Below are 24,874 nucleotides of genomic sequence, written 5' to 3'. Positions count from 1 at the left end.
TGGAGATGTGGCGGGACGCCTTGGCACCCTGTCGGTTGGTCAGAAACCCAGTTTGACCAGCTGCTTCGGGTCGCGCTGCCAGTCCTTGGCTACCTTGACGTGGAGGTCGAGGTAGATGCGGGTTCCGAGGAGCGCTTCGATGCCCTTGCGGGCATTGGTGCCCACTTCACGCAACCGGCTGCCGCCCTTGCCGATAATGATGGCCTTCTGCGAGGGCCGTTCCACGTAGAGGTTGACCCGGACGTCCAGCAGCGGGTTGTCATCGGGACGGTCTTCCCGGGGAACAATCTCTTCGACGACGACAGCCAGGGAGTGGGGAAGCTCATCCCGGACGCCTTCCAGCGCCGCCTCGCGGATGAGTTCGGCCACCATCACGGCCTCGGGCTCGTCCGTGAGCTCGCCGTCCGGGTACAGCGGAGGCGACGGCGGCATGTGGCTGATCAGAACGTCGGCCACGGTCTCCACCTGGAAACCGTCCGCGGCTGAGACGGGCACGATGTCCTTCCAGCCGTCCTCCCCCATCACCTCGCGACCCAGGGCCGCCACGGCGAGGAGCTGCTCGGTCAGAGCCTGCTTGTCCACCAGGTCAGCTTTGGTGACGATGGCGATGACCGGTTTGCGCCCGACGGCGGCAAGCTGCGTGGCGATGAACTTGTCACCGGGGCCGATCTTCTCGTTGGCGGGCAGGCAGAATCCGATGGCATCAACTTCGGACAGGGTGTCGGCGACGAGGTCGTTGAGGCGCTTGCCCAGCAGGGTGCGTGGCCGGTGCAGTCCAGGGGTGTCCACCAGGATCAGCTGGGCGTCTTCACGGTGGACGATGCCCCTGATGGTGTGCCGGGTGGTCTGCGGTTTGGCCGAGGTGATGGCCACCTTCTTGCCCACCAGCGCGTTGGTCAGGGTGGACTTGCCGGCGTTCGGCCTGCCGACGAGGATCGAAAACCCTGCGCGGAAGCCGCCGAAATCGTCCGGCGCCGCGTCCTTATTTTTCTTGCTCACGTGGAACTCCCTGCTGGGTTGATTCGGCCTCTTCCAGGAGGCCTTCAAAGTCAGTCTCTACTCTTGGTACGGGCGCCGCAATGATGTGGCTGACCCTGTTGCGTCTGCCTTCCAGCCGCTCAGCGCGAAGGGACACTCCCTGTACTTCCACGCTGCTGCCCACGATCGGGACCCGGCCAAGCGCCTTGGCCAGCAAGCCACCGACGGTGTCCACCTCGTCGTCGTCGAGCTCCAGGTCGAAAAGTTCGCCGAGATCGTCGATGCCCATCCTGGCGCTGACCCGGTAGGAGCCGTCACCCAGCGCCACAGCTTCGGCGCTCTCGGTGTCGTATTCGTCCACGATCTCGCCCACGATTTCCTCGATCAGGTCCTCCAGCGTGACCAGGCCTGCGGTACCGCCGTACTCGTCAATAACGATTGCCACGTGGGTGGATTCCTTCTGCAATTCGCGCAGGAGGTCACTGACGGGTTTGGACTCGGGCACGTAGCGCACTTCCCTGGCCAACGCCTCCACTACAGGTGGCTCCTCACCGGCTTCCAGCTGGTGGATGACCGCTGCGACGTCCTTGAGGTAGATGATCCCCAGGATGTGGTCGGTGTTTTCGCTGATCACCGGGATCCGTGAATATCCGGACCGGAGGAACAGTGACATCGCCTGGTGAAGGCTGGAACCGGCGTCGATGCTGACGATGTCGGTCCGCGGCACCATCACGGCCCTGACCAGGGTGTCGCCGAAGTCGAAGACCGATTGGATCATCTCCGCCTCGGTGTCCTCGATCATGTCCGATTCACTGGCCCGGTCCAACAACTCACGGAATTCCTGCTCACTGAAGAATGCGTCATCCCCGCCCGGGGCTCCTGGGGCCGCGGAACTGCCCAAGGCCACGAGCCAGCCGGGAATGGGGCCCAGCACACTGGTGAGGAAACGGACCATCGGGGCAGTGAACCGCACCACGGTGGTGGAGTGCAGCCTCCCGAGCTGTCGGGGTGAGACACCTACGATCACGAACCCGAGAACGGCCATGATTCCGGTGGCCACGAGGCCTGCCAGCCAGACGTTGTCCAGGAGGCTGGCCACCAGGACGGCCACTGCCACGGCCGAAGCCATCTCGAACCAGACACGCCAGAACCGGAGCGCCCGCGTATGCGCCACCGGCTCCGCGAGGATACGCCGCATGGCCGTGCCGCGGCTTTTGTGCAGTGCCGCTTCCGCGTCGTGCCTGGGAAGGAAACTGAAGGCGGCTTCGGCCGCTGTCAGCAGGGCCGCGACGGCAAGGAATACCAGTGCCACCGCGACGAGGAGCAGTTGCGTCACTGGGTCGTCTCGGCGGGTGCTTCTTTGCCGGTGAATCCGGTCAGGAGTTCGCGCTGCAGGCCGAACATCTCCGCCTTCTCCTCCGGTTCCGCATGGTCGTAGCCCAGCAGGTGGAGGATTCCGTGGGTGGTCAGGAGCAGCATTTCGTCCTGGAGCGAGTGGCCGGCGTTCTTGGCCTGGACCTTCGCCACCTGCGGGCAGATCGCGATATCGCCCAGCATGCCTTGGGGGGTGGGCCGCCCCGGGGTTCCGGGTGTGAGTTCGTCCATGGGGACCGAGAGCACATCCGTGGCGCCGGGTTCGTCCATCAGTTCAATATGCAGCTTTTCCATGGCCGGTTCGTCCACCAGGAGGATGGACAGCTCGGCTTGGGGATGGATGTAGAGCTGTTCAAAGATGTACCGCGACAATGCAACGAGTTCAGCTTCTTCGACGTGGACGCCGGACTCGTTGTTCACCTCGATGCTCACGCGTGTTCCCCCCGCTTTTCCCGGTTGACTGAGTGCTTGACGCGGTTCCGCTGGGCTTCGTCCCAGATGCTGTAGGCGTTGACGATGTCCCCCACCAACCGGTGACGGACGACGTCCGCGGCGTCAAGGACGGAGAAGTTCACGTCCTCGATGCCCTGCAGGATTTCCTCCACGATCCGCAGACCCGAGCGCGTACCAAACGGCAGGTCCACCTGGGTGACGTCTCCGGTGACCACCATCTTGGAGCCGAACCCGAGACGGGTCAGGAACATCTTCATCTGTTCCGGCGTGGTGTTCTGTGCCTCGTCAAGGATGATGAAGGCGTCGTTGAGTGTCCGGCCGCGCATGTAGGCCAGGGGTGCCACCTCGATGGTCCCGGCGGCCATCAACCGCGGGATGGACTCGGGGTCCATCATGTCGTGCAACGCATCGTAAAGCGGCCGGAGGTATGGATCGATCTTGTCGCTCAGCGTTCCGGGCAGGAACCCAAGGCGCTCCCCTGCCTCCACGGCAGGGCGGGTGAGGATGATGCGGCTGACCTCTTTTTGCTGCAGGGCCTGGACGGCTTTGGCCATGGCCAGGTAGGTCTTGCCGGTGCCCGCGGGGCCGATCCCGAAGATCACCGTGTTGGCGTCGATCGCGTCGACGTAGTTTTTCTGGTTCAGCGTTTTGGGCCGGATGGTCCTGCCGCGGCTGGAGAGGATGTCATGGGTCAGGACGTCCACGGGGTTCTGCAGTGACTGGGTGCGCAGGAGCGCCACCAACTGCTGCAGCACGGCCGGGGTGATCACCGTGCCGCGGGCCACGAGGCCACGGACCTCCTGGAGGAGCCGCATGATACGGGGGACGTCGCTGGCCGGTCCGCTGATGGAGAAGCTCGTTGCCGCGCACGTGGAAGTTGACATCCGGGAACTGGACTTCGATGAACCGCAACGCCTCATCGTGGCTGCCAAGTGATTGAACCATCTGGTCCGAGTTCTCAAACAGGACAACTTCGGTCCTCGTGCCCGGCAGTGAGTGGGGAAACTCCCCCGGGCTGCCGTCGCCTGTGTTGAGCCGGCGCTTACCATTTGCTGATTCAGTCATGGTGCTGGCCCGCAGGCCTGTGGTCCCCTCGAAGTTCTTCAATCCAATTTTCCGTGCCGGAAGGGGCGCCCGTTGCACGGTGCTCCTTGCCCAGCGATCCCTTCATCTTACGCCAGCAGCAGGCGGCTACGGGTACGGGCCGGCTGCTGAACGTCCTGCGGTGCGGCCGTTTGATATCAACTTCATATCGGCCTCATATCGTTCCCGTTGCAGTTGGGGCGTGACGGCCACAGAACCGCTGCTGGGCCTTACCGCTGTGTAATGCTGGAAATCCAGCAACTGCTGGGACTTCCAGGCCGCCAGGGGATCGGCCCGCCACGCCACGAAAGGACAAGGGCAGGACAGTGCCGGATACCTCTGTGCCCAAAAGGGCAGGCCGAACGAAGGGCCCCTTGCGCCCGGCGGTCCTGGCAGGCGTCCTGGTGCTTGTTCCCATACTGGCAGGCTGCACCGCAGAGGGCGGCCCATCGCCGACCGGCACGCTCGCCTCGGTCCCGGCGTCCGGCGGGACCATGCCGGATGCACCGTCCACCAGCGCTCCGCTGGAGACCACCCAATCCTCCAACAAGGCGCCCGTGTACTGGATCGGCCGCAGCGGCGGCAACATCTTCCTGTACCGCGAATTCCGCGACGTCCCGGAGCAGGACAACCCGGTGACGCGCGCGTTGCGGGCCATGATGTCGGAGAAGCCGCTCGATCCTGATTTCTTCACGCCATGGCAAAATCCGGACAAACTGGCGACCTCGATTTCAGGCAAAGACGTCATCACCGTGGACGTTTCGGCTGACGCGTTCAACAGCAACCTCGACGCCGACATGGCTGCCCGCGCCATCCAGCAACTGATTTATACGGCCACCGCGGCGGCCGCCAGTTCGGGGCTGATCGACACCAGCCAGCAGGTCCGGGTCCGGATCCTCGTGGACGGGCACACGGACTACGTCGCTTTCGGCAAGGTCCAGTTGGGCGCCCTGATGACTCGTGCCGCCGGCCTGGTGGCGCCGGTCTGGATCATCGATCCGCAGGAGAATACCGAAGTCCCGGCAGGCAGCGTGAAGATCACCGGGCGCAGCACGTCGCCGGGAGCCAAGCTCCACTGGCAAATCCTGCAGGTGGCGGACAACGGCGGCGGCAAGACGCCTTTCCTGACCGGCGAAACGACGGCGGCCGCGGAACAGGGCCAGGCAGGGGCGTTCACACTGGCCCTTAACCTGCCGGCCGGTGATTATGAACTCCACGTGGCGCAGGCCGGATCCGGTGGAGAGCCGGACCGGAACGAGGACACCCGGTCCTTTAAGGTGCGGTAGCCCAGCGTCCCAGGATGTCGCTGGCCAGCACGACGGCGGCCGGGCCCGCAGTGGAGGACCGCAGGACATGGTGCCCCAGCAGGGCCGTCACCGCGCCGTTGTCACAGAGCTTGGTCACCTCGCGGGGACTGATGCCGCCTTCGGGGCCAACAATCAGCAGAATCTCGCGGGGCCCGGTGCCCGCGCTCCCCCGCCATCCTTCAAGGACGGTTCGCAGGGGCCTGACGGCGTCTTCGTGCAGGATAACGGCCAGGTCCGCGGCCGCCACGGCGTTGCAGAGCCCGGACGTTTCGACGGCGTCCCGGACCTCCGGAATCCAGGCGCGGCGGGCCTGCTTGGCGGCAGCGGCAACGGCCGACTGCCACTTGGCGTGGGCCTTGGCGGCCCGGTCCCCCTTCCAGCGGACGATGGACCGTTCCGACTGCCAGGGTATGACGGCGTCGATGCCCAGTTCCGTGGCCGTCTCAATGGCCAGTTCGTCCCTGTCGCCCTTGGCCAGTGCTTGCGCCAGCACCAGCCGGACCTCGGGCCTGTGTTCGGCCACCACGGTCCCGCACTCCACTTCCAGTGCGGTGGACGATGCCGACGCCACCTTGCCGGTCATGCGGGCGCCGGCGCCGTCCACTATGTCCACGGCCTCCCCGGGCGACAAGCGCTTTACGGTGACTGCATGCCGGGCTTCGGGGCCCTCCAGGACAAAGACCTGGCCGGGCGCCAGGCCGTCCAGCGAGCCGGGGCTGGCGAAGAATACGGGGTTGCTCACCGCTACAGGTTACCGAGCCGGTCCCGGAGCTTGGCGAACATTCCGCCGCTGGCGGCGAGCTTACCCTCAGTAATCTGTTCCCCGCGGAGCTTGGCGAGCTGGCGCAGCAGGTCCTCTTGCGCGGCGTCGAGTTTGGCGGGAGTGTCCACCTGGAGGTGGACCTTCAGGTCTCCGCGCCCGTAGCCCCTCAGGTGGGTGACGCCCAGCCCGCGAAGGGTAATGACCTCGCCGGACTGCGTGCCGGGCTTGACGTCGATCTCCTGGCTGCCGTCGAAGGTTTCCAGGCTGACGTCCGTGCCGAGGGCAGCCGCTGTCATGGGGATGTGCAAGGTGGCGTGAAGGTCATCGCCTTCGCGGACATAGGTGGCGTCGTTGTTGACCCGGATCTCCACGTAGAGGTCGCCGGCGGGGCCACCGGCGGGGCCGGCTTCGCCCTGCCCGGAGAAGCTGGATGCGGGTTCCGGTGGCAACGCCGGCAGGGACCTTGATGGTCAGTGAGCGGCGGCTGCGGATGCGGCCCTGGCCGCTGCATTCGTTGCAGGGATCCTTGATGACCGTGCCGAAGCCTTCGCAGGTGCCGCAGGGGGCCGCCGTCATGACCTGGCCAAGGATGGAGCGGACTGCCCGCTGGACCTGGCCGCTGCCGCCGCAGATATCGCAGCGCTCGGGGTGCGTGCCGGGGCGGCAGCACGATCCGTCGCAGGTGGGGCAGACGACGGCGGTGTCCACTTCGAGCTTCTTGTTGACGCCAAAGACGGCGTCGCGGAGGTCGATCCGGACGCTGATGAGCGCGTCCTGGCCCCTGCGCACCCGGGAAGCCGGTCCGGACGTGCCGCCGGCACCGAAGAAGGTGTCGAAGATGTCCTGGAATGCGAATCCCTGGCCCGCGTACCCCGCGCCGCCGAAGCCGTTGTCTGTTCCGTTCTCGTTGCCGGTGGTGTCATAGATGCGGCGCTTCTGGGGGTCGGAGAGGACCTCGTAGGCGTGAGTGACTGCCTTGAAGCGTTCCGACGCGTCGTCCCCGGGGTTTACGTCGGGGTGAAGGGTACGGGCCAGTTTGCGGTAGGCCTTTTTGATCTCTTCGCCCGTAGCTTCGGGGAGACTCCAAGGACGTCATAGTGGCTGCTCAAAGTTCGTATCTCTTCCTTGTTGTACTGCGTGCAGTTGGGTCCGGTGTCCGGTCCTGATGCCGGACGTGGTCCGGTAACGAAGGATCAGGGCCCCAAAATCCTGGAAAGGTAGCGGGCCACGGCCCTGACGGTGGCCATGGTGGTGGGATAGTCCATCCGTGTGGGGCCGAGGATCCCTACCTTCGCGGCGCTGTCAGGGCCATAGCCTGTGGCCACCACGGACGCCTCTGCGAGGCCGTCGTAAGGGTTCTCGCGTCCGATACTGACGGCCACGCCGCGGTGGTCCTGCGCCATTTCGCTCAGCAGCCTCAGCATCACCACCTGCTCCTCGAGTGCTTCGAGCACCGGGCCGATGCTGAGTGGAAAGTCTACGTTGGACCGGGCCAGGTTGGCCGTTCCGGCCATGACCATCCGGTCTTCCCGGCTGCTCTGGGCCAGGACCTCCAGCCCAAGTGCCAGTGCGTGCGCGGCCTGGCGCTGAGGGTGCGGTGCGGCGGCGACGACGGCGGGCAAGGCCTGGGCGAGGCGGCTCAGCGACGTGCCGCCCAAGGCCCCGAGGAACCGGGTCCGCAACTCCGCCAGCGCCTCGTCGCCGAGGTCCTGGCCGACGTCGATCACACGCTGCTCAACTTTGCCGCTGTTGGCAATCAGCACCACCAGTACTTTGCGCGGCGCCAGCAGCACGAATTCAATGTGGCGGACCAGGGCCCTGCTCAAGTGCGGGTACTGGACCACTGCCACCTGGTTGGTCAGCTGGGACAGGAGGCGGACCGTGCGGTCCAGGACGTCGTCGAGGTCGTCCGCGCCTTCGAGGAGTGATTGGATGGCCCGCCGCTCTGCCGCCGACAAGGGCTTGACCGCCGAGATTTGGTCCACGAAAAGGCGGTAGCCCTTGTCCGTGGGTATCCGTCCTGCGCTGGTGTGCGGCGCGGTGATCAGGCCCTCGTCCTCCAGCGCCGCCATGTCATTGCGGATCGTGGCGCTGGAAACACCGAGATGATGACGCTCCACCAGAGCCTTTGAGCCGACGGGCTCGCGGGAGTGGACGTAATCCTCCACGATCGCCCGCAGCACTTCCAGTTTGCGTGGCTCGCTCACTCTCCACCTCCATCCACGGTCCGGGGCGCGTGCCCCGTCCGGTGCCGCCCAGGGGTTAGCACTCGACATGCCTCAGTGCTAACAGTCTATTATGCCTCGGCCCGTTGTTAGCATTGGTACCGCTCCGGGCGAAACTCCGGGGGTGAGGACCTAGCGCGAGGCGGATCGAATCCATGGACTACCAGAACTGGGGCCCCCGCGGGATTTCCGCCCCTAGCCGGACCGAACTGCCGGAAGTTCCCGTGGAGCGCGGCATGGTGCTCGAGGAAGTCCAGTCGGGCTGGGTTGGAGCTGTCACCCGGGTGGAGAAGTCGGGCGGAATGCACGTGGTGGCCCTCGAGGACCGGCGCGGAAAGTCGCGGTCTTTCCGGCTGGGGTTCGGGTTCCTCCTGGAGGGGCAGCCGATCCGCCTGATGCCGCCGGCGCCCGCCCGCGCGGCCGCCGGTCCCGCCGCAGGGCGGACGGCGTCCGGGTCGGTCCGGGTTGCCGGACAGCGGGCCCAGGTGGCAAAGGCCAGCCGGATCTGGGTGGAAGGCAAACACGACGCCGAACTGGTGGAGAAGGTGTGGGGAGACGACCTGCGGGTGGAAGGCATCGTCGTCGAGCCCCTGCACGGAATCGACGACCTCACGGCCGCCGTGGCGGACTTCAGGCCGGGACCTGGGCGCCGGCTTGGGGTCCTCGTGGACCACCTGGTGCCCGATTCCAAGGAGTCGCGCATCGCCGACGCCGTGATGGCCTCCCCTGGCGCCGCCGGAAATGTCCTGATCGTCGGCCACCCCTACGTGGACGTATGGCAGGCCATCCGCCCCGCCGTCCTGGGCATCCAGCAATGGCCGGCAATTCCCCGCGGGCAGGACTGGAAGACCGGCATCCTGAAGGCCTTTGGCTGGCCGCACTCCACCAAGGAAGATATTGGCCTGGGATGGCAAAAACTCATCGGCGCCGTCCGCACGTACGCCGACCTGGAACCATCGCTGCTGGGACGGGTTGAGGAAGTGATCGATTTCCTCACCGTGCCCTGAAAGCCGGTTCCGCCCCGCGACCCAGTATTCTGGATACTGCGACGCCTTGATTTTGGCAGCGTTGCACCGAGTCCTTAGTAGTCGTCAGCACCACTTGCACCCCCGAAGGAAAACAGACTGTGGCAGAAAACGCACGTGATCACAGGGATGGCCAAGGCCGTTCCGAGTACCATGGCGTCCCCGCCAACGCGCTGCCGCTCACGGCCAGCGAAGACCGCCAGTGGGCCACACTGGCCCACTTCGGCGGGATCCTGGGGTGCATTCCGTCCCTGCTGATCTACCTGATCTTCCGGGACCGCGGACCGTTCACAGCACAGGAGTCGAAGGAAGCGCTGAACTTCAGCCTGCCGCCCACCATCGCCGCGGTCCTGGCCAACATCCTGGTGTTCATTCCCTACGTAGGCAACATCTTCGCCGTCATCGCCACGCTGATCTGGGTTGCGCTGACCTGCTTCTCGGTGGCCGCAGGGATCCACGTCAACCGGGGCCAGCCGCACCGCTACCCGTACAACCTGCGCTGGATCAAATAGTCCCCAGCGTAATCCAGCCCTCGCAAGCTCAAGCCGGGGCCCTCGCCGCTGTCGGCCCACCCAGCGTAATCCAGCCTTCGCAAGCTCAAGCCGGGGCCCTCGCCGCTGTGGGCCCACCCAGCGTATTCCAGCCATCGCAAGCTCAAGCCGGGGCCGTGTTGCGGTTAGTCGGGCAGGATCCTGCGGACCACGGCGTCCGCCAGGAGCCGGCCCTTCAGGGTGAGGACCAGCCGTCCGTGGAACGCCGCGGCCGGTTCCACCAGTTCGTCCGCGATCAAGCCCGCCACCTCATGGCGGCCCAAAGTGCTGAGCGTCGAGACCTCGAGCCCTGACTGCAGCCGCGCCTCCAGCATCACCCGCTCCAGTCTCCTGGTGTCCGAATCGAGGGTTTCCCGGCCCGCAGCCGGCGACAGGCCCTGCGAGAGCCGGTTGGCGTAGGCCACAGGGTGCTTGACGTTCCACCACCGCACGCCGCCCACGTGTGAGTGGGCGCCGGGCCCTATCCCCCACCAGTCGTCGCCCCGCCAGTAGGCCAGGTTGTGCCGGCAGGCCTGCTCCGGGGTCCGGGCCCAGTTACTGACCTCGTACCAGCCCAGCCCGGCTTCGGTGAACAGCTGGTCGGCGAGCTCGTACTTGTCGGCGTGGTCGTCGTCGTCGATTCCCGGGACCTCGCCGCGCCGCATCTGTGCGGCGAGCTTGGTGCCCTCCTCGACGATCAGCGCATAGGCGCTGATGTGGTCGGGCTCGTACGACAAGGCCGTTTCAAGGGAATACCGCCAGTCGGCCAGGGATTCACCGGGCGTGCCGTAAATCAGGTCCAGGCTGACGGCAAGTCCCGCCTCCCGGGCCCACCGGACCACCTGCGGAACCCGGCTCGGGGTGTGGGTGCGGTCCAGGACCTTCAATACGTGCGGGACGGCGGATTGCATGCCGAACGACACCCGGGTGAAACCGGCTCCCTTGAGGATCGCGAGGGATTCGGGCGTGACCGAGTCGGGATTGGCCTCGGTGGTGACTTCCGCGCCCTCCTCCATTCCCCACTGGTCGATGGCGGAACGAAGGATCATGGCGAGGTCATCGGCCGGCAGGAGCGTAGGCGTGCCGCCGCCGAAGAAAACGGTGCTGAGCTTGCGTGCCGGGACGCCGGAACGCTGCAGTACCTCCGCGGCCAGCCCCACTTCCGAGACGGCCGTGCCCGCGTAAGCATCCTGGGAAGCGCCGCCGCCGAGTTCCGTTGCCGTATACGTGTTGAAGTCGCAGTACCCGCAGCGCACGGCACAGAAAGGGATGTGGACGTACAAGCCGAAGGCCCGGGCCGCCGCACCCTCTGCTGCCTGCGCAGGCAGCAGACCGTCCGACGGCGCCGGGTCGCCAAGGGGAAGAACGCTGGGCATCAGCGGGTCCCCCGGTGCGCGGTGGTCACTTCTTCTTGGCCTTGTCCTTTGAATCGTCCGTGGTGAGGGCCGCGATGAACGCTTCCTGCGGAACTTCCACCGTGCCCACCATCTTCATGCGCTTCTTGCCTTCTTTTTGCTTCTCCAGCAGCTTCCGCTTACGGGAGATGTCGCCGCCGTAGCACTTGGCCAGGACGTCCTTGCGGATGGCGCGGATGCTTTCACGGGCGATGATCCTGGAGCCGATGGCCGCCTGGATGGGCACCTCGAACTGCTGCCGCGGGATGAGTTCGCGCAGCTTGCCGGTCATCATCACGCCGTAGGCGTAGGCCTTGTCCTTGTGCGTGATGGCACTGAACGCGTCCACCTGTTCGCCCTGCAGCATGATGTCGACCTTGACCAGGTCGGCTGCCTGGTCGCCGTCGGCCTTCCAGTCCAAGGACCCGTAGCCGCGGGTCTTGGACTTCAGAATGTCAAAGAAGTCGAACACGATCTCGGCCAGCGGGAGGCGGTACCTGATCTCCACCCGGTCCTCGGACAGGTAGTCCATCCCGCCCAGGACGCCGCGGCGGGCCTGGCAGAGTTCCATGATGGCGCCGACGAATTCGTTGGGCGCCAGGATGGTGGCGGACACCATGGGTTCGCGCACCTCCGCGACCTTGCCTGTGGGGTACTCGCTGGGGTTGGTCACCTGGACCACCTTCTTGTCCTCCAGGGTGACCTCGTACTCAACGTTCGGTGCGGTGGAGATGAGTGCCAGGTTGTATTCGCGTTCCAGGCGTTCACGGGTGATCTCAAGGTGGAGCAGGCCCAGGAAACCGACACGGAAACCGAAGCCAAGGGCTGCGGAGGTTTCCGGCTCGTACACCAGGGCGGCGTCGTTGAGCATGAGTTTTTCGAGGGCGTCGCGGAGGACCGGATAGTCGGCGCCGTCAAGCGGATACAGGCCGGAGAACACCATGGGCTTGGCGTCCGCGTAGCCGGGCAGTGACGTGGCCGCCGGCTTCGCCAGGTTGGTGACAGTGTCGCCCACCTTGGACTGGCGCACGTCCTTAACGCCGGTGATGAGGTAACCCACTTCCCCGACGCCCAAGCCCTTTGACGGCGTGGGTTCCGGCGAGCTGACACCGATTTCCAGCAGCTCGTGCGATGCCCTCGTGGACATCATCTGGATGCGCTCACGGGGGTGCAGCATGCCGTCCACGACGCGGACGTAGGTGACCACGCCACGATAGGTGTCATAGACAGAGTCGAAGATCATGGCACGGGCGGGTGCATCCGGGTCGCCCGTCGGGGCGGGGAGGTCGCGGACAATCTTGTCCAGGAGTGCCTCGACACCGACGCCGGTCTTGCCGGACACGCGCAGGACGTCCTCCGGATCGCCGCCGATGAGGTTGGCCAGTTCGGCTGCGTATTTCTCCGGCTGCGCTGCCGGAAGGTCGATCTTGTTCAGCACCGGGATGATGGTGAGGTTGTTCTCCATGGCAAGGTACAGGTTTGCCAGTGTCTGCGCCTCGATACCCTGCGCTGCGTCCACCAGGAGGATCGCACCCTCACAGGCGGCCAGCGACCTGGAAACTTCGTAGGTGAAGTCGACGTGGCCGGGCGTGTCGATCATGTTCAGCGCGTAGCTGACGCCGTCCACTTCCCATGGCATCCGCACGGCCTGGGACTTGATGGTGATGCCGCGCTCACGCTCGATGTCCATGCGGTCCAGGTACTGGGCCTTCATGTCGCGCGCCTGGACAACCCCGGTGGACTGCAGCATCCGGTCAGCCAGCGTGGACTTGCCGTGGTCAATGTGCGCGATGATGCAAAAGTTCCGAATAATGGCCGGATCTGTCGCGGCGGGCACCGGTGCGGTGCGGGCCATGGGAGACACGCAGGGTCCTTACTGTTGGCATTGTTCGCAGCCAACCGGCAGGCAACCCCGAAGGTGCCGGGCGGTGTGGCCGCACATCTTGAACTCCCAGTGTCCCACGTCCCGGGCCGCGGCACCGCATCCTGCCGCGCCACGGCGGGGGCACTCCGCCGGCCGCCCATGGCGATAGGGTTTCAGCATGGCTATCGACCTCCGCTCCGTGGCTGACGCCGTCCGCCGCGGCCTGCGCATGCTGCGGCTGGGACGCCCCGCCGGGGGTGCGCCCACGTCCGTTTATCCGGGTGACTTCACCGGGCGGGCCGCCGTGCGGTACGCACCCAGTGCCGACGGCGATCCGGACCCCGGTGAGGTGGTGTGGACCTGGGTCCCATACGAGGAGGACCACAGCAGGGGTAAGGACCGGCCCGTGCTGCTGGTGGGACGGCACGGGCCATATCTCCTGGGCCTGATGATGACCAGCAGGGACAGGGTGGCGCCGGGTACGGCTTCCGACCTCTACGTGGACCTTGGCTCCGGCGCCTGGGACAAGCAGGGCAGGGCCAGCGAGGTCCGGCTGGACCGGGTCCTGCAGATCAGGCCGGACAGCGTTCGGCGGGAGGGCGCCGTCCTGGACAAGGCGCGTTTCGAGAAAGTCGCCTCCGGGCTGCGCCGGCGGCACGGTTGGACATAGGCGCCGGAAATGGCCAGCCCCGGCCCTGACCTGCTACTCTTTATAGCTGTGTGTCCGTGCAGGTCGACGGTCACTGATGGTTGGCCGCCATAGGTATCCCCACGCCGCTCAGTCAAGGCCAGCCGGAAAGCCCTCTAGACCATTTCCGCATTACAAAGAGAGTTCACACGTGGCGAATATCAAGTCCCAGAAGAAGCGCATCCTGACCAACGAGAAGGCACGCCTGCGCAACAACGCAGTCAAGTCTGAGCTGAAGACGGCCATCCGCGCCGTCAACACCGCCGTTGAGTCCGCTGACAAGGAAGCTGCTACTACTGCGCTCGTTTCTGCCAGCCGTAAGCTGGACAAGGCTGTCAGCAAGGGTGTTCTGCACAAGAACAACGCAGCGAACCGCAAGTCGGCGATCTCCAAGAAGGTCAACGCACTCTAAGGTTTCCAGTTCCCGCGAACTGATGGTGTGGCCGGTACCGCAAGGTGCCGGCCACATGCGTTTAAGCGGCGGCCTGCCAGGCAGCGGGCACAGTGGTACCCAGCCAACCCTGCACACCGGCAGCAGGATGCCCAGGCGCTACGCCGGCAGTCGCGTATGCCGGCGTTACCTGCCCTGGACCGACATGGCGATCACCGTCACGGCATGTTCGACGGCGTAGACCGGGTCCCGTGACAGGCCCTTCACTTGGGCATCAGCCTCTGCCGTGGCCTGGATGGAGCGCACCAGGCCTTCGGGCGTCCAGCGGCGGACGTCCCGCTGGGCCTGTTCCACCAGCCAGGGCTGCATTCCCAGTTCCGCCGCAATCTGCGCGGACGATCCTGATGCGCCGGCCACCCGCGCCACCGTCCGCAGCTTTGCGGCGAGGGCGGCAACCAGGGGTACCGGATCCGCGCCCGTGGCGAGGGCGTGGCGCAGGGTGGACAGCGCCAGCGGCGCGTTTCCCGCCATGGCGGCGTCCGCCACTTTGAAGGCGGTGGCTTCGATGCGCCCGCCATAGTAGCGGTCCACAGTCTCGGTCGTGACGGTAGTGGTGGCGTCAGCGATCAGCTGGCTGCAGGCGGCAGCGAGTTCGGACAGGTCTGCACCCACGGCGTTCACCAGGGCCTGGACGGCGTCCTGGTTGATCCGGCGTCCTGCCGCCTTGAATTCCGCGGCGACGAAAGAGATTTTGTCAGCGTCCTTCTTCAAGGGCTGGCAGTCAACGACGGGCCAGCCGCCCTTCTTGACGGCGTCGAGCAGCTTTTTACCGCGGGCGCCGCCGGCATGTCGAAGCACGACGACGGCATCCGGCTCGGGATGCTGGACATAGTCCAGCGCATCGGCGAGGAAGGCCTCGTTCATGGCCTCCACAGATTCGACTTCAATGAGTTTGCTCTCGCCGAACAGCGAGGGGCTGACCTGCATGGTCAGGGCCCCAGGCTCATAACCGGCGGCGTTGATGCGGCTGAGTTCGACGTCCGGCGCCGCCGTCCGGACTTGCGACCGGACCCTGTCCATGGCCCGGATGCCAAGGTATTCCTCCGGCCCGGTGACCAAGACGATCTGCGCCGGTGCCACATCCCGCCAGGAGGCAGCGTTCGACGCCGGAGAGCGGGTTTCACGCTTTTGCGCAGCGGCCATCGAAGGTCCCTTCCGGAGGTTTTAGTGCAGTATCCCAGCCTGCCATGTCCGAGCCCGGGCTCCAAGCTGCCGGTGCTGAGGCGGCGGGCGGAGACGACCAGCGGCCCTCCCCGGAACCCCGGACAGGCCGATGGTGTGACTGGCCTACACCGCTACGAACGGCTCGGCAGGTCGCGTTCTTCCCTTAATACCTGCTGTAGGTCAGCTTTACCTTGCCGTCCTCAATAGAGACGTTGGCACTCATGGAAACCGACGTTGTGTCTGTGGCAGGCTTCCACTCGGCTGTTCCGAAACCGTATGAGTTATCCCTCTCGTAGCTGACTGTCGCTTTCCCTGGAGTCTGTGTACGAATACGCCACGGGGTAGACCCATATGGGTCCTTGCTTATGGTGAACGTGGGTTTCGACGTGAGTGTCCAGTGGAAGTTCCGGGAGTAGCGCGAGGAACTGTAGTTGTCGAGCGGGCAATTGGCCGGCTGGGCCTCGGTGGACTTCACACACTCGGCAAGATAGGCGTCGATCTGTGCCATGGCTTCGGACTTCAGGACGTCAGAGGCGTCCACTTTGAGGCTGGCGGTCGCGGGTGCCTGGGCGCCCCCGATGGTGACCAGCGCCGTGGACTTCTGAGCGGCCAGAAATTTTTCCGAGGAGGGCAGTTCAACGGTGTATTCGCCCGGCAAAGCAGGGTAGCTGAGGCCGGATGAGCCCATAGAGCTGCCGGCTAGGTCGACGTCGAGCTCTTGACCGTTGATTAGGATCTTCTTCAGCGGCGTGTCCGACGTGATGCGGACGCTCTGAAGAGGTGTGGACTCCATCTTCCAGTGATCGTCCAGGAGTTCAGGATTCGACTTGCGAAGGCTGTACGTCTCCTGCTTCTTACGGCCGTCCTGGTGTACCTCAGCCACCACCGTAGCCGTGTCATCGGCGACCTTCGTGGACACAATGTCGAAGCCGTCGATGCGCTTGGCAGCCTTGGCGTAGACCTGATCGGACAGCAGGACCCGTTGGTCGTTGGCCACGCCGGGATCGGCCAGTGCCATCGCCTTGGAAGCCTCGCCGTTCTGAAGTGCCAGTAGGTAGCTGCCCACGGCCTTATCAGGACCGTTGTTGCCCTTGATGACGTTGAGTGCGATGACTCCCCCGACCACCAGTGCGACCACCAAACCGGCGGAGCCCAGCATGAGTCCAAGCTTGCGCTTCGTGCGGGCGGACATCGGCTCCCGGGGCGCCAGCGCAGGATGGGCTCCGGGGGCTGCATGGCCAACTGGGGCCCCGGCACCCGGTGCAGGGGCCGTGCCAGCCGGTGCAGCTGCTGCCGATTCGGATGGAGCAATCTTGTAGGCCAGGGCCAGGGGAACGTACCGGCTCAGCTGGGGCGCGAGATAGCGCGCTGATGCTTCTGTAGCGCCGCCCCAGAGCATCAGAAAGAACGGGGTAAACCATGCCAGCGTCATGCTGCCGGCACCGGACGCCAGTGACCCGGCGTCAAAGGTGCCGGTCACGCTGCTCAGCCACGTGACCAGCGCCCCGACAACGAGGAATGCAGCAGGGAGCGCTGCCCAGTCAGTGACCTTGTTGGTCACCACGGGCCCCCGGCGCAGGTACCAGAAGACCGAGGTCGCCACGATTGAGATCAGCGCCAGGAGAAGCAGCAACCATCCGGCCCAGCCAGGGATGCCGTACTGGTCCAAGGCGTGCCCGAAGCCGAAGCTGATGTCGGAAGCGGAGGAATTCGCCGATGAGGCCACTGAGGAGCCCAAGTTCCAGTTGCGGGTGAGAGGACCCAGGTGGCCCAGGCCGAACATGAAGAAGCCTGCCGTGGGTGCCCACAGCGGCGAGGAGAGGGTGGACTGCCACCCGGACTTGATGCCCAGGACAATCACAACCACCGGGATGGCGATGGCAAGAAAAACGACGTAATGCACCGCGACAGTCTCAAACGCCCGGCGGACCGCCGCACGGATACCGGCGCCTGTAATGGCGCGCGGGCGCACTGATGCCCGCCCTGCGAAAGTGGCGAGCGTTCCGATCACGAGCGCAAATACGAAGGACCCGGGGGTCACAGCGCCGATCGGGCTGATCTTCACGCTCGGCACCGGTATGGAAATGGCGAAGATCGCCCCGACGATATTGACCAGCAGAGCGAACACCAGGCCCGTTGTTACCGCCTCGATCCAAGTTCCGGCGGTTGTTTGGGCTGCGGCCCGCTTGGCGGCGAACCGGCCGCCGAAGTACAGCACTGCGATCGAGACGGCCGTCAGCAGCAAGGGAACCGCGAAGACGGAAGCGGATCCGTGCACGTTCCCCATGAACGGAATGGTTGCGTCGATGCTCGAACCGAGCGCGCCAAGCTGGCTCATGACGACCAGCTGCACGGCCAGCTGTCCTATCAGGGACCACGGTGACGGCATCGGGATTTCGCTGGGAAGCATGGAATTCGACGGTAATTCGGTATTGCCACCGTTGCTGGCGCTAATACCGATCAGTGCCAGAATTAGGAAAAGAAAGGCGGTGATGAGAATCACCACATACGAAATGGCGCCGACCAGGGCCCCGGGAATCAAAATTTTATAGTCGAAAGTCTTCAGGAGACTGGAGCCCGGGGCCGCGCCCGACCCGGAATGGCCGGCGTTTCCTGCATTGCCGACAGGCGGCCAGCCAGGTGCCTCAGTGGTCTGCCCGGATGACCCGGCCTGCGGATACTGCTGTTCAGTCACAAATTCCCCCAATTGTTCTTGTGCTTCTCAATCGTGCCACAGCCTGAATATTGTTGCGCGGTTAACCTCTGCGTCCTGTGGATTTCTTTGGCACCCACGCTTTCAGGCCATCGCCTGAATACTTGTTGAACTTTTTGCGAAGCCCAACTTATGAATTGCTTCCGTTGCATTTGCCGCCGCAGCCGGGGCCGCCGCGCCAGCGCTTCAAGCTCTGCACGTGGCGGAGGCGATGAATCCGGGCTTTCGAGCAGTTGGATCAACGCTTCGGCCAGCCTGTGCGCCTCCTGGATCCGACGGAGGAGGTGCCGTGGCCGGGTAGCCGCCCAGACCACGGCGAAGGTAAGGGCCGACAGCAGCACCATGGAAAGCAGGCCCGGCACTCCTTCCGGCCAGGGCATGGCTGCCCCCGGCAGGCCAGCCGTATACCGGGCCGTTGCGGCCACGCCTGAACTGAAGACCCCCGCTATGGCTATCAGTGCCGTGGCTGCCCAGGGCAGCACGGCCACCAGGGGCACGGCCGCGGTCCCCAGCAGGGTTACCGGCGCCACCAGGGGTGAAGCTGCGACGTTGGCCAGCAAGGCATAGGTGGCGAACTGAGGCTGCAGGAGGACGATGACGGGTCCGCAGAGCAGCTGGGCGGACAGCGGCACGGCGATGGACGCGGCAACCCACCGGGGTACCACTGCCGGCATCCAGGCCATGATGGGCCGGCCCAGGAGAATGATTCCCAGTGTGGCGAGGACCGATAGGAGGAACCCGAAACTGGTTCCGAGGGCGGGGTCGGCCAGCATCAGTCCCATGACGGCCAGGCAGAGGAAGCTCAGTCCCCGTCCCGATCGTCCGCCGGCCAGGGAGGCGATGCCGATCGCCCCCATCAGAGCCGCGCGCAGGACACTGGGATCCGGCCCCACCAGCACCACGAACAGTGCCAGGCCGCCCAAGGCCACGGCAGCCGCAGGAACCCTGGGCAGGCGGAACAGACGGCACACCAGCAGCAAGGCCCCGAGCACCAGGCTGCAGTTAGCCCCGCTGACCGCTGTCAGGTGGGTCATGCCCACCGCCTTCATGGCGTTGCCGAGTCCTTGGTCCAACGCGCTTGTATCGCCGGTGACCATTCCCGGCAGGAGGCCCCGGGCGTCCGGCTCCAGGAATGAGGCGGCCGAGACAAACCGTGTCCTCAATTCCTTGGCCCCGCCCTGCAGGGCTGGCCCCTCTGTGGCCGGGCGGGGAGCCGTGGCTGCCGCGAGGCTTCCGGCTTCAGTCCGTCCGGGATCGGCGGGACGGAGTTTTCCTGCGGCGCGCAGTGTCTGTCCCGGCACCACCGAACCCCACTCCCGGCCGCCCATGACCACCAGCGGGACCCGCGTGCGCAGGCGGACTCCGTTTGTTGACACCTCAAGGGTGGTGATGGGAACCGACCACCGTTCCCCCGCTCCCCCGTGTCCGCTCACCGGGCGGGGACTGCCGGTGACCTCTGCGACGGCAACAACGGAATCGCCAGCTGCGGCGGCCTCCGCAACGGGTCCGTCGAAGCGCTGCGTTGAACCAGCCGCGGAGTGTGCCGCGGCTGCGGCAGCCAGCATCAGGGAGGCGCCTGCCGCCGCCCTGAAACTCCGTCTCCGTGGTTCGGAACGTGCAGTGGAAGGGGCGTGGCCGACGGCACGCCCGCCACGGCCAAGGCCGGCGGCCCGGCTGATGACCACGGCCGCCGCGGCAGCAAGTCCGGCGCACAGCAAAGCCAGCAGCACCGGCGGCAACCAGATCCCGGCTACCGCGCCGCCCCAGACAAGGCACGCGGGGAGGACCAGCCGGAGATCAGTGCGGCGCCGGGAAACCACAGTGCCGGCTCCGGTGACCGCCGGCGCACCGGCTGCAGCCGCGGCACGCGTGCGCACGTACTCCGTACACCACCTCCAAAAGCGCTGCCGGGCAGCCCGCGGGTGCACGCCGGGAACAACGCTGGGTGAGGGGTCCCCGGTCCGCACCGGGGCCTGGCCGGCAATCCGCCCTGGCTGTTGTTCCGCCTCTCCCCTGACGGCAGATTCCACGAACCGGCTCCAGCGGCTTCGTGGCGGGTTGCCGCCCGGGGCAACCGCGCCGTGTTTCCCGGGGGCCGCGGGCAGGGTGCCGCCGTCCTGTGCTCCCATGTCAGACCGTCACCAAGGGCAGCAGGGACTCCAGCATCTTGGGCCCCACACCGTCCACGGCGTCCAGTTCCTCAACGCTCTTGAAGGGGCCGTGATCCTTGCGCCAGTCCACGATCCGCTGGGCGAGGACAGGGCCCACCTTCGGCAGGGTGTCCAGTTCAGCCACGCTGGCCGTGTTGAGGTTGATCTTCCCGCCGGCCTGTGTAGACCCGGGAGGCGTGGTGCCGGGCTCCTGGCTGTCCACAGTTCCGGTCCCGGAGGCCGCCGGCAGGGACTCTCCGGGGGTGGGGACGTAAATCTTCTGTCCGTCCTCCAGCACCAGGGCGAGGTTGAGCCGGTCCACGGCGGCGCCGGCTGCCGGACCGCCCGCAGCCGCGATGGCGTCATCGACGCGGCTGCCCTGCGGGAGGCGGACCACCCCGGGTGCGCCGACTGCTCCTGCTACATGCACCACTACCAGGCCGCCGGACGGAAATGCCCGGCCCGAGTCCTCCGGCGCCGGCCGGCCGTCCCCGGCAGCACCCGCTGCCGTGGCCTCCGACGTTCGGACGGCTTCGGTGCCGGTCCCGCCCAGCGGAAGGACATCAGGGGCCGCCGCTGCGGCCTGCCACCAGAACCAGGCTCCCGCAGCCAGCGCCGCGGCGGCCAACAGCACGGCCACGCGCAATCCGAACCGCCACCGAAGGCGCGGAGCGCTGACGTCCCGGGCCTTACTGCCGGCTTGCGAACTACCTGTTTGCGAATTGCCGGGATGCGCATTTCCGGACTGCGTGCCTCCGGATTCCATACCGGCGCCGCCCTGTTCTGCCGTGCCCCGGTACTCGAAATCTTCCTGGCCCGGCCCTTCCGCCAGGAGGCCCGGCCGTGCCGCACCCAGCGTGGACTGGAGCCGGTCCCTCGCATGCCGCGCCTGCTGACCTGCTGCTCCAGCATTCCGGCGTGACATGGCTCCAGCCTAGGAAGCCTGGCCACGTACTGGCATACAGCAAAGCTCCTATGTGGAAAGGCTGCCGCTGCCGGTTCCCCTGCCAACAATGACGGCAAGCACTCCGAGCCCGGCGTGGGCCGCAAGGACCGCGGGGAGGGAACTGATCTGGGCAGGAGGGCAGTCGGGCAAAGCCGCCGCCAGCCTGGCGGCCAGGCCGTCCGCTTCCGCCTGGTTTCCAAAGTGGTGGACGGCCAGGCGCACCGTTTCACCAGGGCGGGGTACCGCTTCGGCCGCAACGATTTCCTCCAGCCGGGCCACGGCGCGCGCGGCGGAACGTACCCGTTCCAGCGGAACGATCCGGCCGCCGTCGACCGCCAGGATGGGTTTGATGGCGAGCATGGTGCCCACCAGCGACGCTGCGGCGCCGATACGGCCGCCGCGGCGCAGCTGTTCCAGGCTGGGAACGTAGAAGTAGACCCTGGTCCGGGTTGCCTGTGCGTGGGCGGCCGCAGCGACGTCCTGGCAGCCTGCACCGGTTGCCGCTGCTGCCACTGCAGCCTGGACGGCCATGCCTTGGGCCATGCCTACAGTTTCCGTGTCCACCACCTCGACCGGGATTCCCACCCGTGCCGCAGCGAGCCTTGCCGCGTCCGCCGTACCGGAGAGTTCACCGGAGATGTGGACTGACACCACGGCCTCGAATCCGCGCTGTTGGGCTGCACGGTACGCCTGCTCGAACTGCCCGGGTGATGGCCGGGATGTTTTGACGGCGGTTCCCGAGGCGAGGGCCACGGCGATGGTTTCCAGGATGTCGTCTTCGCCTTCGCCGTAAATCTCCGCGCCCACCATGACGGGCATCGGCACCACAGTGAGGATTCCGTCGTGCGGGAGCCCTGCCAGATAGCCGGCCGGCAGTGCGGCGGCGGAGTCTGTGACGACGGCGGTGCGGACCGCGGCGCCGGACCCCGGACGCGCGGTCCCGGGACGGGCAGAGGGCCTGAGCGCCGAGAGCCGGGACCGTACCCATGGCCAGGCGGCGGCGTTACTGTCAGGCAAGGGGCCTCCTGGATACGGTGTCCGGTTCAGCCGGCACCGGCCGCCGGAAGATCTCCGACGGCCGGTGGATACTGCGGGTGCAGCGGTCAGGCCGGAACGATGTTGACCAGCTTAGGCGCACGGACAATAACAGTCCGGATGCCGCGGCCGTCGAGGGCACGCTGGACATTTTCGGAGGCCAGGGCAAGCTCACGCAACTGGTCCTCGGAAACGTCCGGGGACACCTCCAGCCGGTCGCGCACCTTACCCTGCACCTGGACAACGGCGGTGACCGTGTCCTGGACCAGGAGGGCTGGATCGTGTGCCGGCCAGCCTGCATTGGCCACCGATGCCGGGTGGCCCAGCAGGTTCCACATGTCCTCGGCCGTGTACGGTGCGAACAGGCTGAGGATTACGGCCACAGCCTCGGCGGCCTCGCGGACGGCCGGGTCCGCGGCGCCGGCCCCGGAATCAATGGTCTTGCGGGTGGCGTTGACCAGTTCCATCAGCTTGGCCACCACCACGTTGAACTTGTTGGCATCGAGCAGTTCGGCGGCGTCGGCGATGGTGCGGTGCGTTACCGAACGCAGGGCGCGGTCACCTGCTGCGGCGTCCACGCCGGGGTCGCTGGCAACATCCTGTGCGAGGCGCCAGGCGCGGGCCAGGAACTTGGCCGAACCCGACGGCGACACGTCTGCCCAGTCCACGTCGTCCTCGGGCGGGGAGGCGAACACCATGGTCAGGCGGACGGCGTCCACACCGTACTTGTCCAGCTGTTCACCGAGGTCCACGCCGTTGCCCAGGGATTTGCTCATGGCCTTGCCGCCGTTGAGCACCTGCCCCTGGTTGAGGAGGGCACTGAACGGCTCGTCGGCGTCGAGCATGCCCAGGTCGTGGATGACCTTGGTGAAGAACCGGGCGTACAGCAGGTGCAGGATGGCGTGCTCCACGCCTCCGACGTACTGGCCAACAGGCATCCAGTCGTTGATCTTCTGCGGGTCGAACGGGCCCTCGGTGAACTGAGGCGAGACGAAGCGCAGGAAGTACCAGGACGAGTCCACGAAGGTGTCCATGGTGTCCGTGTCACGCTTGGCCGGGCCGTGGCAGGACGGGCACTCGACATTGACCCACGCTTCGGCGGCCGCCAGCGGTGACGTGCCCTTCGGGGACAGGTCCTCGCCGCGGAGGTCGGACGGCAGCGTCACCGGCAGCTGCTCGTCCGGTACGGGCACTTCCCCGCAGGACGGGCAGTGGATGATGGGAATCGGCGTGCCCCAGAAGCGCTGGCGGCTCAGCAGCCAGTCGCGGAGCCGGAAATTGACGAACTTCTCGCCGGTGCCCTGCTCTTCGAGGATCTTGATCGCGGCCGGGATGGCCTCGGCCTTGGGCAGCCCGTCCAGGGCCCCGGAATTGATCAGGGTGCCCTCGCCGGCAGTCGCCGTGCCGGACACGGCCGGATCCTCCTCGCCGGTGTCCAGCACCGCCCGGACAGGCAGGTCAAAGGTCTTGGCGAAGTCCAGGTCGCGCTGGTCGTGTGCGGGCACGGCCATGATCGCGCCGGTGCCGTAGTCGGCCAGCACGTAGTCGGCGGCCCACACCGGGAGTTTCTCCCCGTTCAGCGGGTTGATGGCGTACCGTCCGGTGAAGACACCGGTTTTTTCCCGTTCCGTTGACTGCCGTTCGATTTCCGAGAGGGCCTTGACCTTCTCCCGGTAGTCGTCCAGGGCGGCGGCGTGTTCGTCCGTGACGAGTTCGACGGCGAGCGGCGCGTCAGCGGCCACCACGAAGAAGGTTGCCCCGTACAGGGTGTCCGGGCGGGTGGTGAAGACGGTGACGTCCTTGGCGGGCTTGCCGCCGTCGGCCTCTACCACGAAGGTGACGTGGGCGCCCTCGGACCGGCCGATCCAGTTCTTCTGCATGGCCAGCACGCGCTCGGGCCAGTGCCCGCGGAGCTCGTCCATGTCGTCCAGCAGCCGGTCGGCGTAATCGGTGATCTTGAAGTACCACTGGTTCAAGGACTTCTTGGTGACCGTGGTGCCGCAGCGCTCACAGGCACCGTTGACCACCTGTTCGTTGGCCAGCACGGTCTGGTCCTTCGGGCACCAGTTTACCGGCGAGTTTTTACGGTAGGCCAGGCCGCGCTCGTAGAAGCGCTTGAACAGCCACTGCGTCCAGCGGTAATACTCGGGGTCGGACGTGTGCAGGCGGCGCGACCAGTCGGCGGAGATCGCGTACCGCTTGAACGAGGCTGCCTGGGTGTCGATGTTGGCGTACGTCCACTCACTGGGGTGGGCGTTGCGCTTGATGGCGGCGTTTTCCGCGGGCAGGCCGAAGGAGTCCCACCCGATCGGATGCAGGACGTCATAGCCTTTTTGGCGGAGGTAGCGGGCCACGACATCGCCCATGGCAAACGCTTCGGCGTGTCCCATGTGCAGGTCGCCCGAGGGGTACGGGAACATGTCAAGCACGTAGCGGCGTTTCCTGGACCCGTCGTCCACCGGGGTGAAGACCTTGAGGTCCTCCCACACCTGGGGCCATTTGGCCTCCATGGCGGTGAAACTGTAGGTGCCCTCTTCAGGCTCTGCCGATACTGTTGTTGTTCCGGTCTCTGTCTCCGGCTGAACGCCCACTGCTGCCCTTTTCTGTTCTGTTACGGCATCGGTGCTGCCATAACGGCCTGATCCTCCTGCTGACGGCCCGCATGCCCCGGACACACAAAAGCCCCTCACCATTGGAGGGGCTGCCGCTCAGCTGTCACGTCTGGGACAGC

The 24,874-nt window shown here is 66.2% G+C and carries 19 protein-coding genes and 2 pseudogenes; 6 read left to right on the top strand and 15 right to left on the bottom strand.

The window, feature by feature from the left end:
- Positions 1-39 precede the first annotated feature (39 nt).
- The 4 genes and pseudogenes from era to ACX5I6_RS14700 all read right to left on the bottom strand — a co-directional run bounded on the left by era (position 40) and on the right by ACX5I6_RS14700 (position 3,870).
- Positions 40-999 (bottom strand): GTPase Era, encoded by a 960-nt coding sequence (era, locus tag ACX5I6_RS14715; RefSeq protein WP_018761387.1) that lies wholly within the window; start codon positions 997-999, stop codon positions 40-42.
- Complete coding sequence (locus ACX5I6_RS14710) at positions 983-2,314, bottom strand: hemolysin family protein (protein ID WP_285246132.1); 1,332 nt, start codon at positions 2,312-2,314, stop codon at positions 983-985. The genes era and ACX5I6_RS14710 overlap by 17 nt, the downstream gene beginning before the upstream one ends.
- Complete coding sequence (ybeY, locus tag ACX5I6_RS14705) at positions 2,311-2,784, bottom strand: rRNA maturation RNase YbeY (RefSeq protein ID WP_018761389.1); 474 nt, start codon at positions 2,782-2,784, stop codon at positions 2,311-2,313. The genes ACX5I6_RS14710 and ybeY overlap by 4 nt, the downstream gene beginning before the upstream one ends.
- Positions 2,781-3,870 (bottom strand): annotated as a pseudogene (locus ACX5I6_RS14700) (PhoH family protein). Before ACX5I6_RS14700 ends, ybeY begins: the two are co-directional and overlap by 4 nt.
- 419 nt (positions 3,871-4,289) lie before the next feature.
- Between ACX5I6_RS14700 and ACX5I6_RS14695 the strand changes: the two are divergent.
- On the top strand, positions 4,290-5,174 hold the full coding sequence (locus tag ACX5I6_RS14695; RefSeq protein ID WP_461841727.1) for a GerMN domain-containing protein: 885 nt from the start codon (positions 4,290-4,292) through the stop codon (positions 5,172-5,174).
- On the opposite strand, the gene ACX5I6_RS14690 is transcribed toward ACX5I6_RS14695, so the two are convergent.
- The 3 genes and pseudogenes from ACX5I6_RS14690 to hrcA form a co-directional block, all read right to left on the bottom strand.
- On the bottom strand, positions 5,161-5,937 hold the full coding sequence (locus ACX5I6_RS14690) for a 16S rRNA (uracil(1498)-N(3))-methyltransferase (RefSeq protein ID WP_461840950.1): 777 nt from the start codon (positions 5,935-5,937) through the stop codon (positions 5,161-5,163). The genes ACX5I6_RS14695 and ACX5I6_RS14690 overlap by 14 nt on opposite strands.
- A 2-nt stretch (positions 5,938-5,939) precedes the next feature.
- A pseudogene (gene dnaJ, locus ACX5I6_RS14685) lies at positions 5,940-7,067 on the bottom strand (molecular chaperone DnaJ).
- Positions 7,068-7,151: 84 nt separating this feature from the next.
- Complete coding sequence (gene hrcA / locus ACX5I6_RS14680; RefSeq protein WP_461840949.1) at positions 7,152-8,165, bottom strand: heat-inducible transcriptional repressor HrcA; 1,014 nt, start codon at positions 8,163-8,165, stop codon at positions 7,152-7,154.
- A 173-nt stretch (positions 8,166-8,338) separates the two neighbouring features.
- On the opposite strand from hrcA, the gene ACX5I6_RS14675 reads away from it, so the two are divergent.
- Positions 8,339-9,190 (top strand): DUF3097 domain-containing protein, encoded by an 852-nt coding sequence (locus ACX5I6_RS14675; RefSeq protein WP_461840948.1) that lies wholly within the window; start codon positions 8,339-8,341, stop codon positions 9,188-9,190.
- A 119-nt stretch (positions 9,191-9,309) separates the two neighbouring features.
- The gene (locus ACX5I6_RS14670; protein ID WP_018761396.1) at positions 9,310-9,720 is read left to right on the top strand and encodes a DUF4870 domain-containing protein; all 411 of its coding nucleotides are present in this window, start codon (positions 9,310-9,312) and stop codon (positions 9,718-9,720) included.
- A 164-nt stretch (positions 9,721-9,884) separates the two neighbouring features.
- On the opposite strand, the gene hemW is transcribed toward ACX5I6_RS14670, so the two are convergent.
- Together hemW and lepA are read right to left on the bottom strand one after the other, a co-directional pair.
- Complete coding sequence (hemW, locus tag ACX5I6_RS14665; protein WP_461840947.1) at positions 9,885-11,114, bottom strand: radical SAM family heme chaperone HemW; 1,230 nt, start codon at positions 11,112-11,114, stop codon at positions 9,885-9,887.
- 25 nt (positions 11,115-11,139) lie between these two features.
- Complete coding sequence (gene lepA, locus ACX5I6_RS14660; RefSeq protein WP_109044560.1) at positions 11,140-12,996, bottom strand: translation elongation factor 4; 1,857 nt, start codon at positions 12,994-12,996, stop codon at positions 11,140-11,142.
- Positions 12,997-13,174: 178 nt separating this feature from the next.
- Between lepA and ACX5I6_RS14655 the strand changes: the two genes are divergently transcribed.
- Both ACX5I6_RS14655 and rpsT read left to right on the top strand, forming a co-directional pair.
- Positions 13,175-13,666: a type II toxin-antitoxin system PemK/MazF family toxin gene (locus ACX5I6_RS14655; protein ID WP_461840946.1), complete on the top strand. Its 492-nt coding sequence runs from the start codon at positions 13,175-13,177 to the stop codon at positions 13,664-13,666.
- Between the two features lie 169 nt (positions 13,667-13,835).
- Entirely contained in the window at positions 13,836-14,096 is a 261-nt protein-coding gene (rpsT, locus tag ACX5I6_RS14650) for a 30S ribosomal protein S20 (protein WP_018761400.1), read from the top strand.
- Positions 14,097-14,261: 165 nt separating this feature from the next.
- On the opposite strand, the gene holA is transcribed toward rpsT, so the two are convergent.
- The 4 genes from holA to ACX5I6_RS14630 form a co-directional block, all read right to left on the bottom strand.
- A complete protein-coding gene (holA, locus tag ACX5I6_RS14645; protein ID WP_461840945.1) occupies positions 14,262-15,278 on the bottom strand; it encodes a DNA polymerase III subunit delta in 1,017 nt (338 codons plus the stop codon).
- A gap of 184 nt (positions 15,279-15,462) precedes the next feature.
- Positions 15,463-17,709: a hypothetical protein gene (locus ACX5I6_RS14640; RefSeq protein ID WP_461840944.1), complete on the bottom strand. Its 2,247-nt coding sequence runs from the start codon at positions 17,707-17,709 to the stop codon at positions 15,463-15,465.
- 281 nt (positions 17,710-17,990) lie between these two features.
- On the bottom strand, positions 17,991-20,141 hold the full coding sequence (locus ACX5I6_RS14635) for a ComEC/Rec2 family competence protein (RefSeq protein WP_461840943.1): 2,151 nt from the start codon (positions 20,139-20,141) through the stop codon (positions 17,991-17,993).
- A gap of 1 nt (position 20,142) precedes the next feature.
- Positions 20,143-20,802, bottom strand: a complete 660-nt coding sequence (locus ACX5I6_RS14630) for a ComEA family DNA-binding protein (RefSeq protein WP_461840942.1) — start codon at positions 20,800-20,802, stop codon at positions 20,143-20,145.
- A gap of 90 nt (positions 20,803-20,892) precedes the next feature.
- Here ACX5I6_RS14630 and ACX5I6_RS14625 point away from each other — a divergent pair, with 90 nt between their 5' ends.
- A complete protein-coding gene (locus tag ACX5I6_RS14625; protein WP_461840941.1) occupies positions 20,893-21,084 on the top strand; it encodes a hypothetical protein in 192 nt (63 codons plus the stop codon).
- A 51-nt stretch (positions 21,085-21,135) separates the two neighbouring features.
- On the opposite strand, the gene ACX5I6_RS14620 is transcribed toward ACX5I6_RS14625, so the two are convergent.
- Together ACX5I6_RS14620 and leuS are read right to left on the bottom strand one after the other, a co-directional pair.
- Positions 21,136-22,125 (bottom strand): DegV family protein, encoded by a 990-nt coding sequence (locus tag ACX5I6_RS14620; RefSeq protein WP_461840940.1) that lies wholly within the window; start codon positions 22,123-22,125, stop codon positions 21,136-21,138.
- Positions 22,126-22,211: 86 nt separating this feature from the next.
- Entirely contained in the window at positions 22,212-24,734 is a 2,523-nt protein-coding gene (leuS, locus tag ACX5I6_RS14615; protein ID WP_461840939.1) for a leucine--tRNA ligase, read from the bottom strand.
- Positions 24,735-24,874 lie beyond the last annotated feature (140 nt).

It is taken from the genome of Arthrobacter sp. MMS24-T111, from assembly GCF_054888995.1.
This window is presented reverse-complemented; position numbering and strand designations above follow the sequence as displayed.

Coding starts and splice junctions, on each gene's coding strand:
- ACX5I6_RS14625 (WP_461840941.1), top strand. CDS start 20,893: ATGCGCATTTCCGGACTGCGTGCCTCCGGATTCCATACCGGCGCCGCC.
- hemW (WP_461840947.1), bottom strand. CDS start 11,114: ATGCCCAGCGTTCTTCCCCTTGGCGACCCGGCGCCGTCGGACGGTCTG.
- ACX5I6_RS14635 (WP_461840943.1), bottom strand. CDS start 20,141: ATGGGAGCACAGGACGGCGGCACCCTGCCCGCGGCCCCCGGGAAACAC.
- ACX5I6_RS14655 (WP_461840946.1), top strand. CDS start 13,175: ATGGCTATCGACCTCCGCTCCGTGGCTGACGCCGTCCGCCGCGGCCTG.
- ACX5I6_RS14640 (WP_461840944.1), bottom strand. CDS start 17,709: ATGCTTCCCAGCGAAATCCCGATGCCGTCACCGTGGTCCCTGATAGGA.
- holA (WP_461840945.1), bottom strand. CDS start 15,278: ATGGCCGCTGCGCAAAAGCGTGAAACCCGCTCTCCGGCGTCGAACGCT.
- ACX5I6_RS14675 (WP_461840948.1), top strand. CDS start 8,339: ATGGACTACCAGAACTGGGGCCCCCGCGGGATTTCCGCCCCTAGCCGG.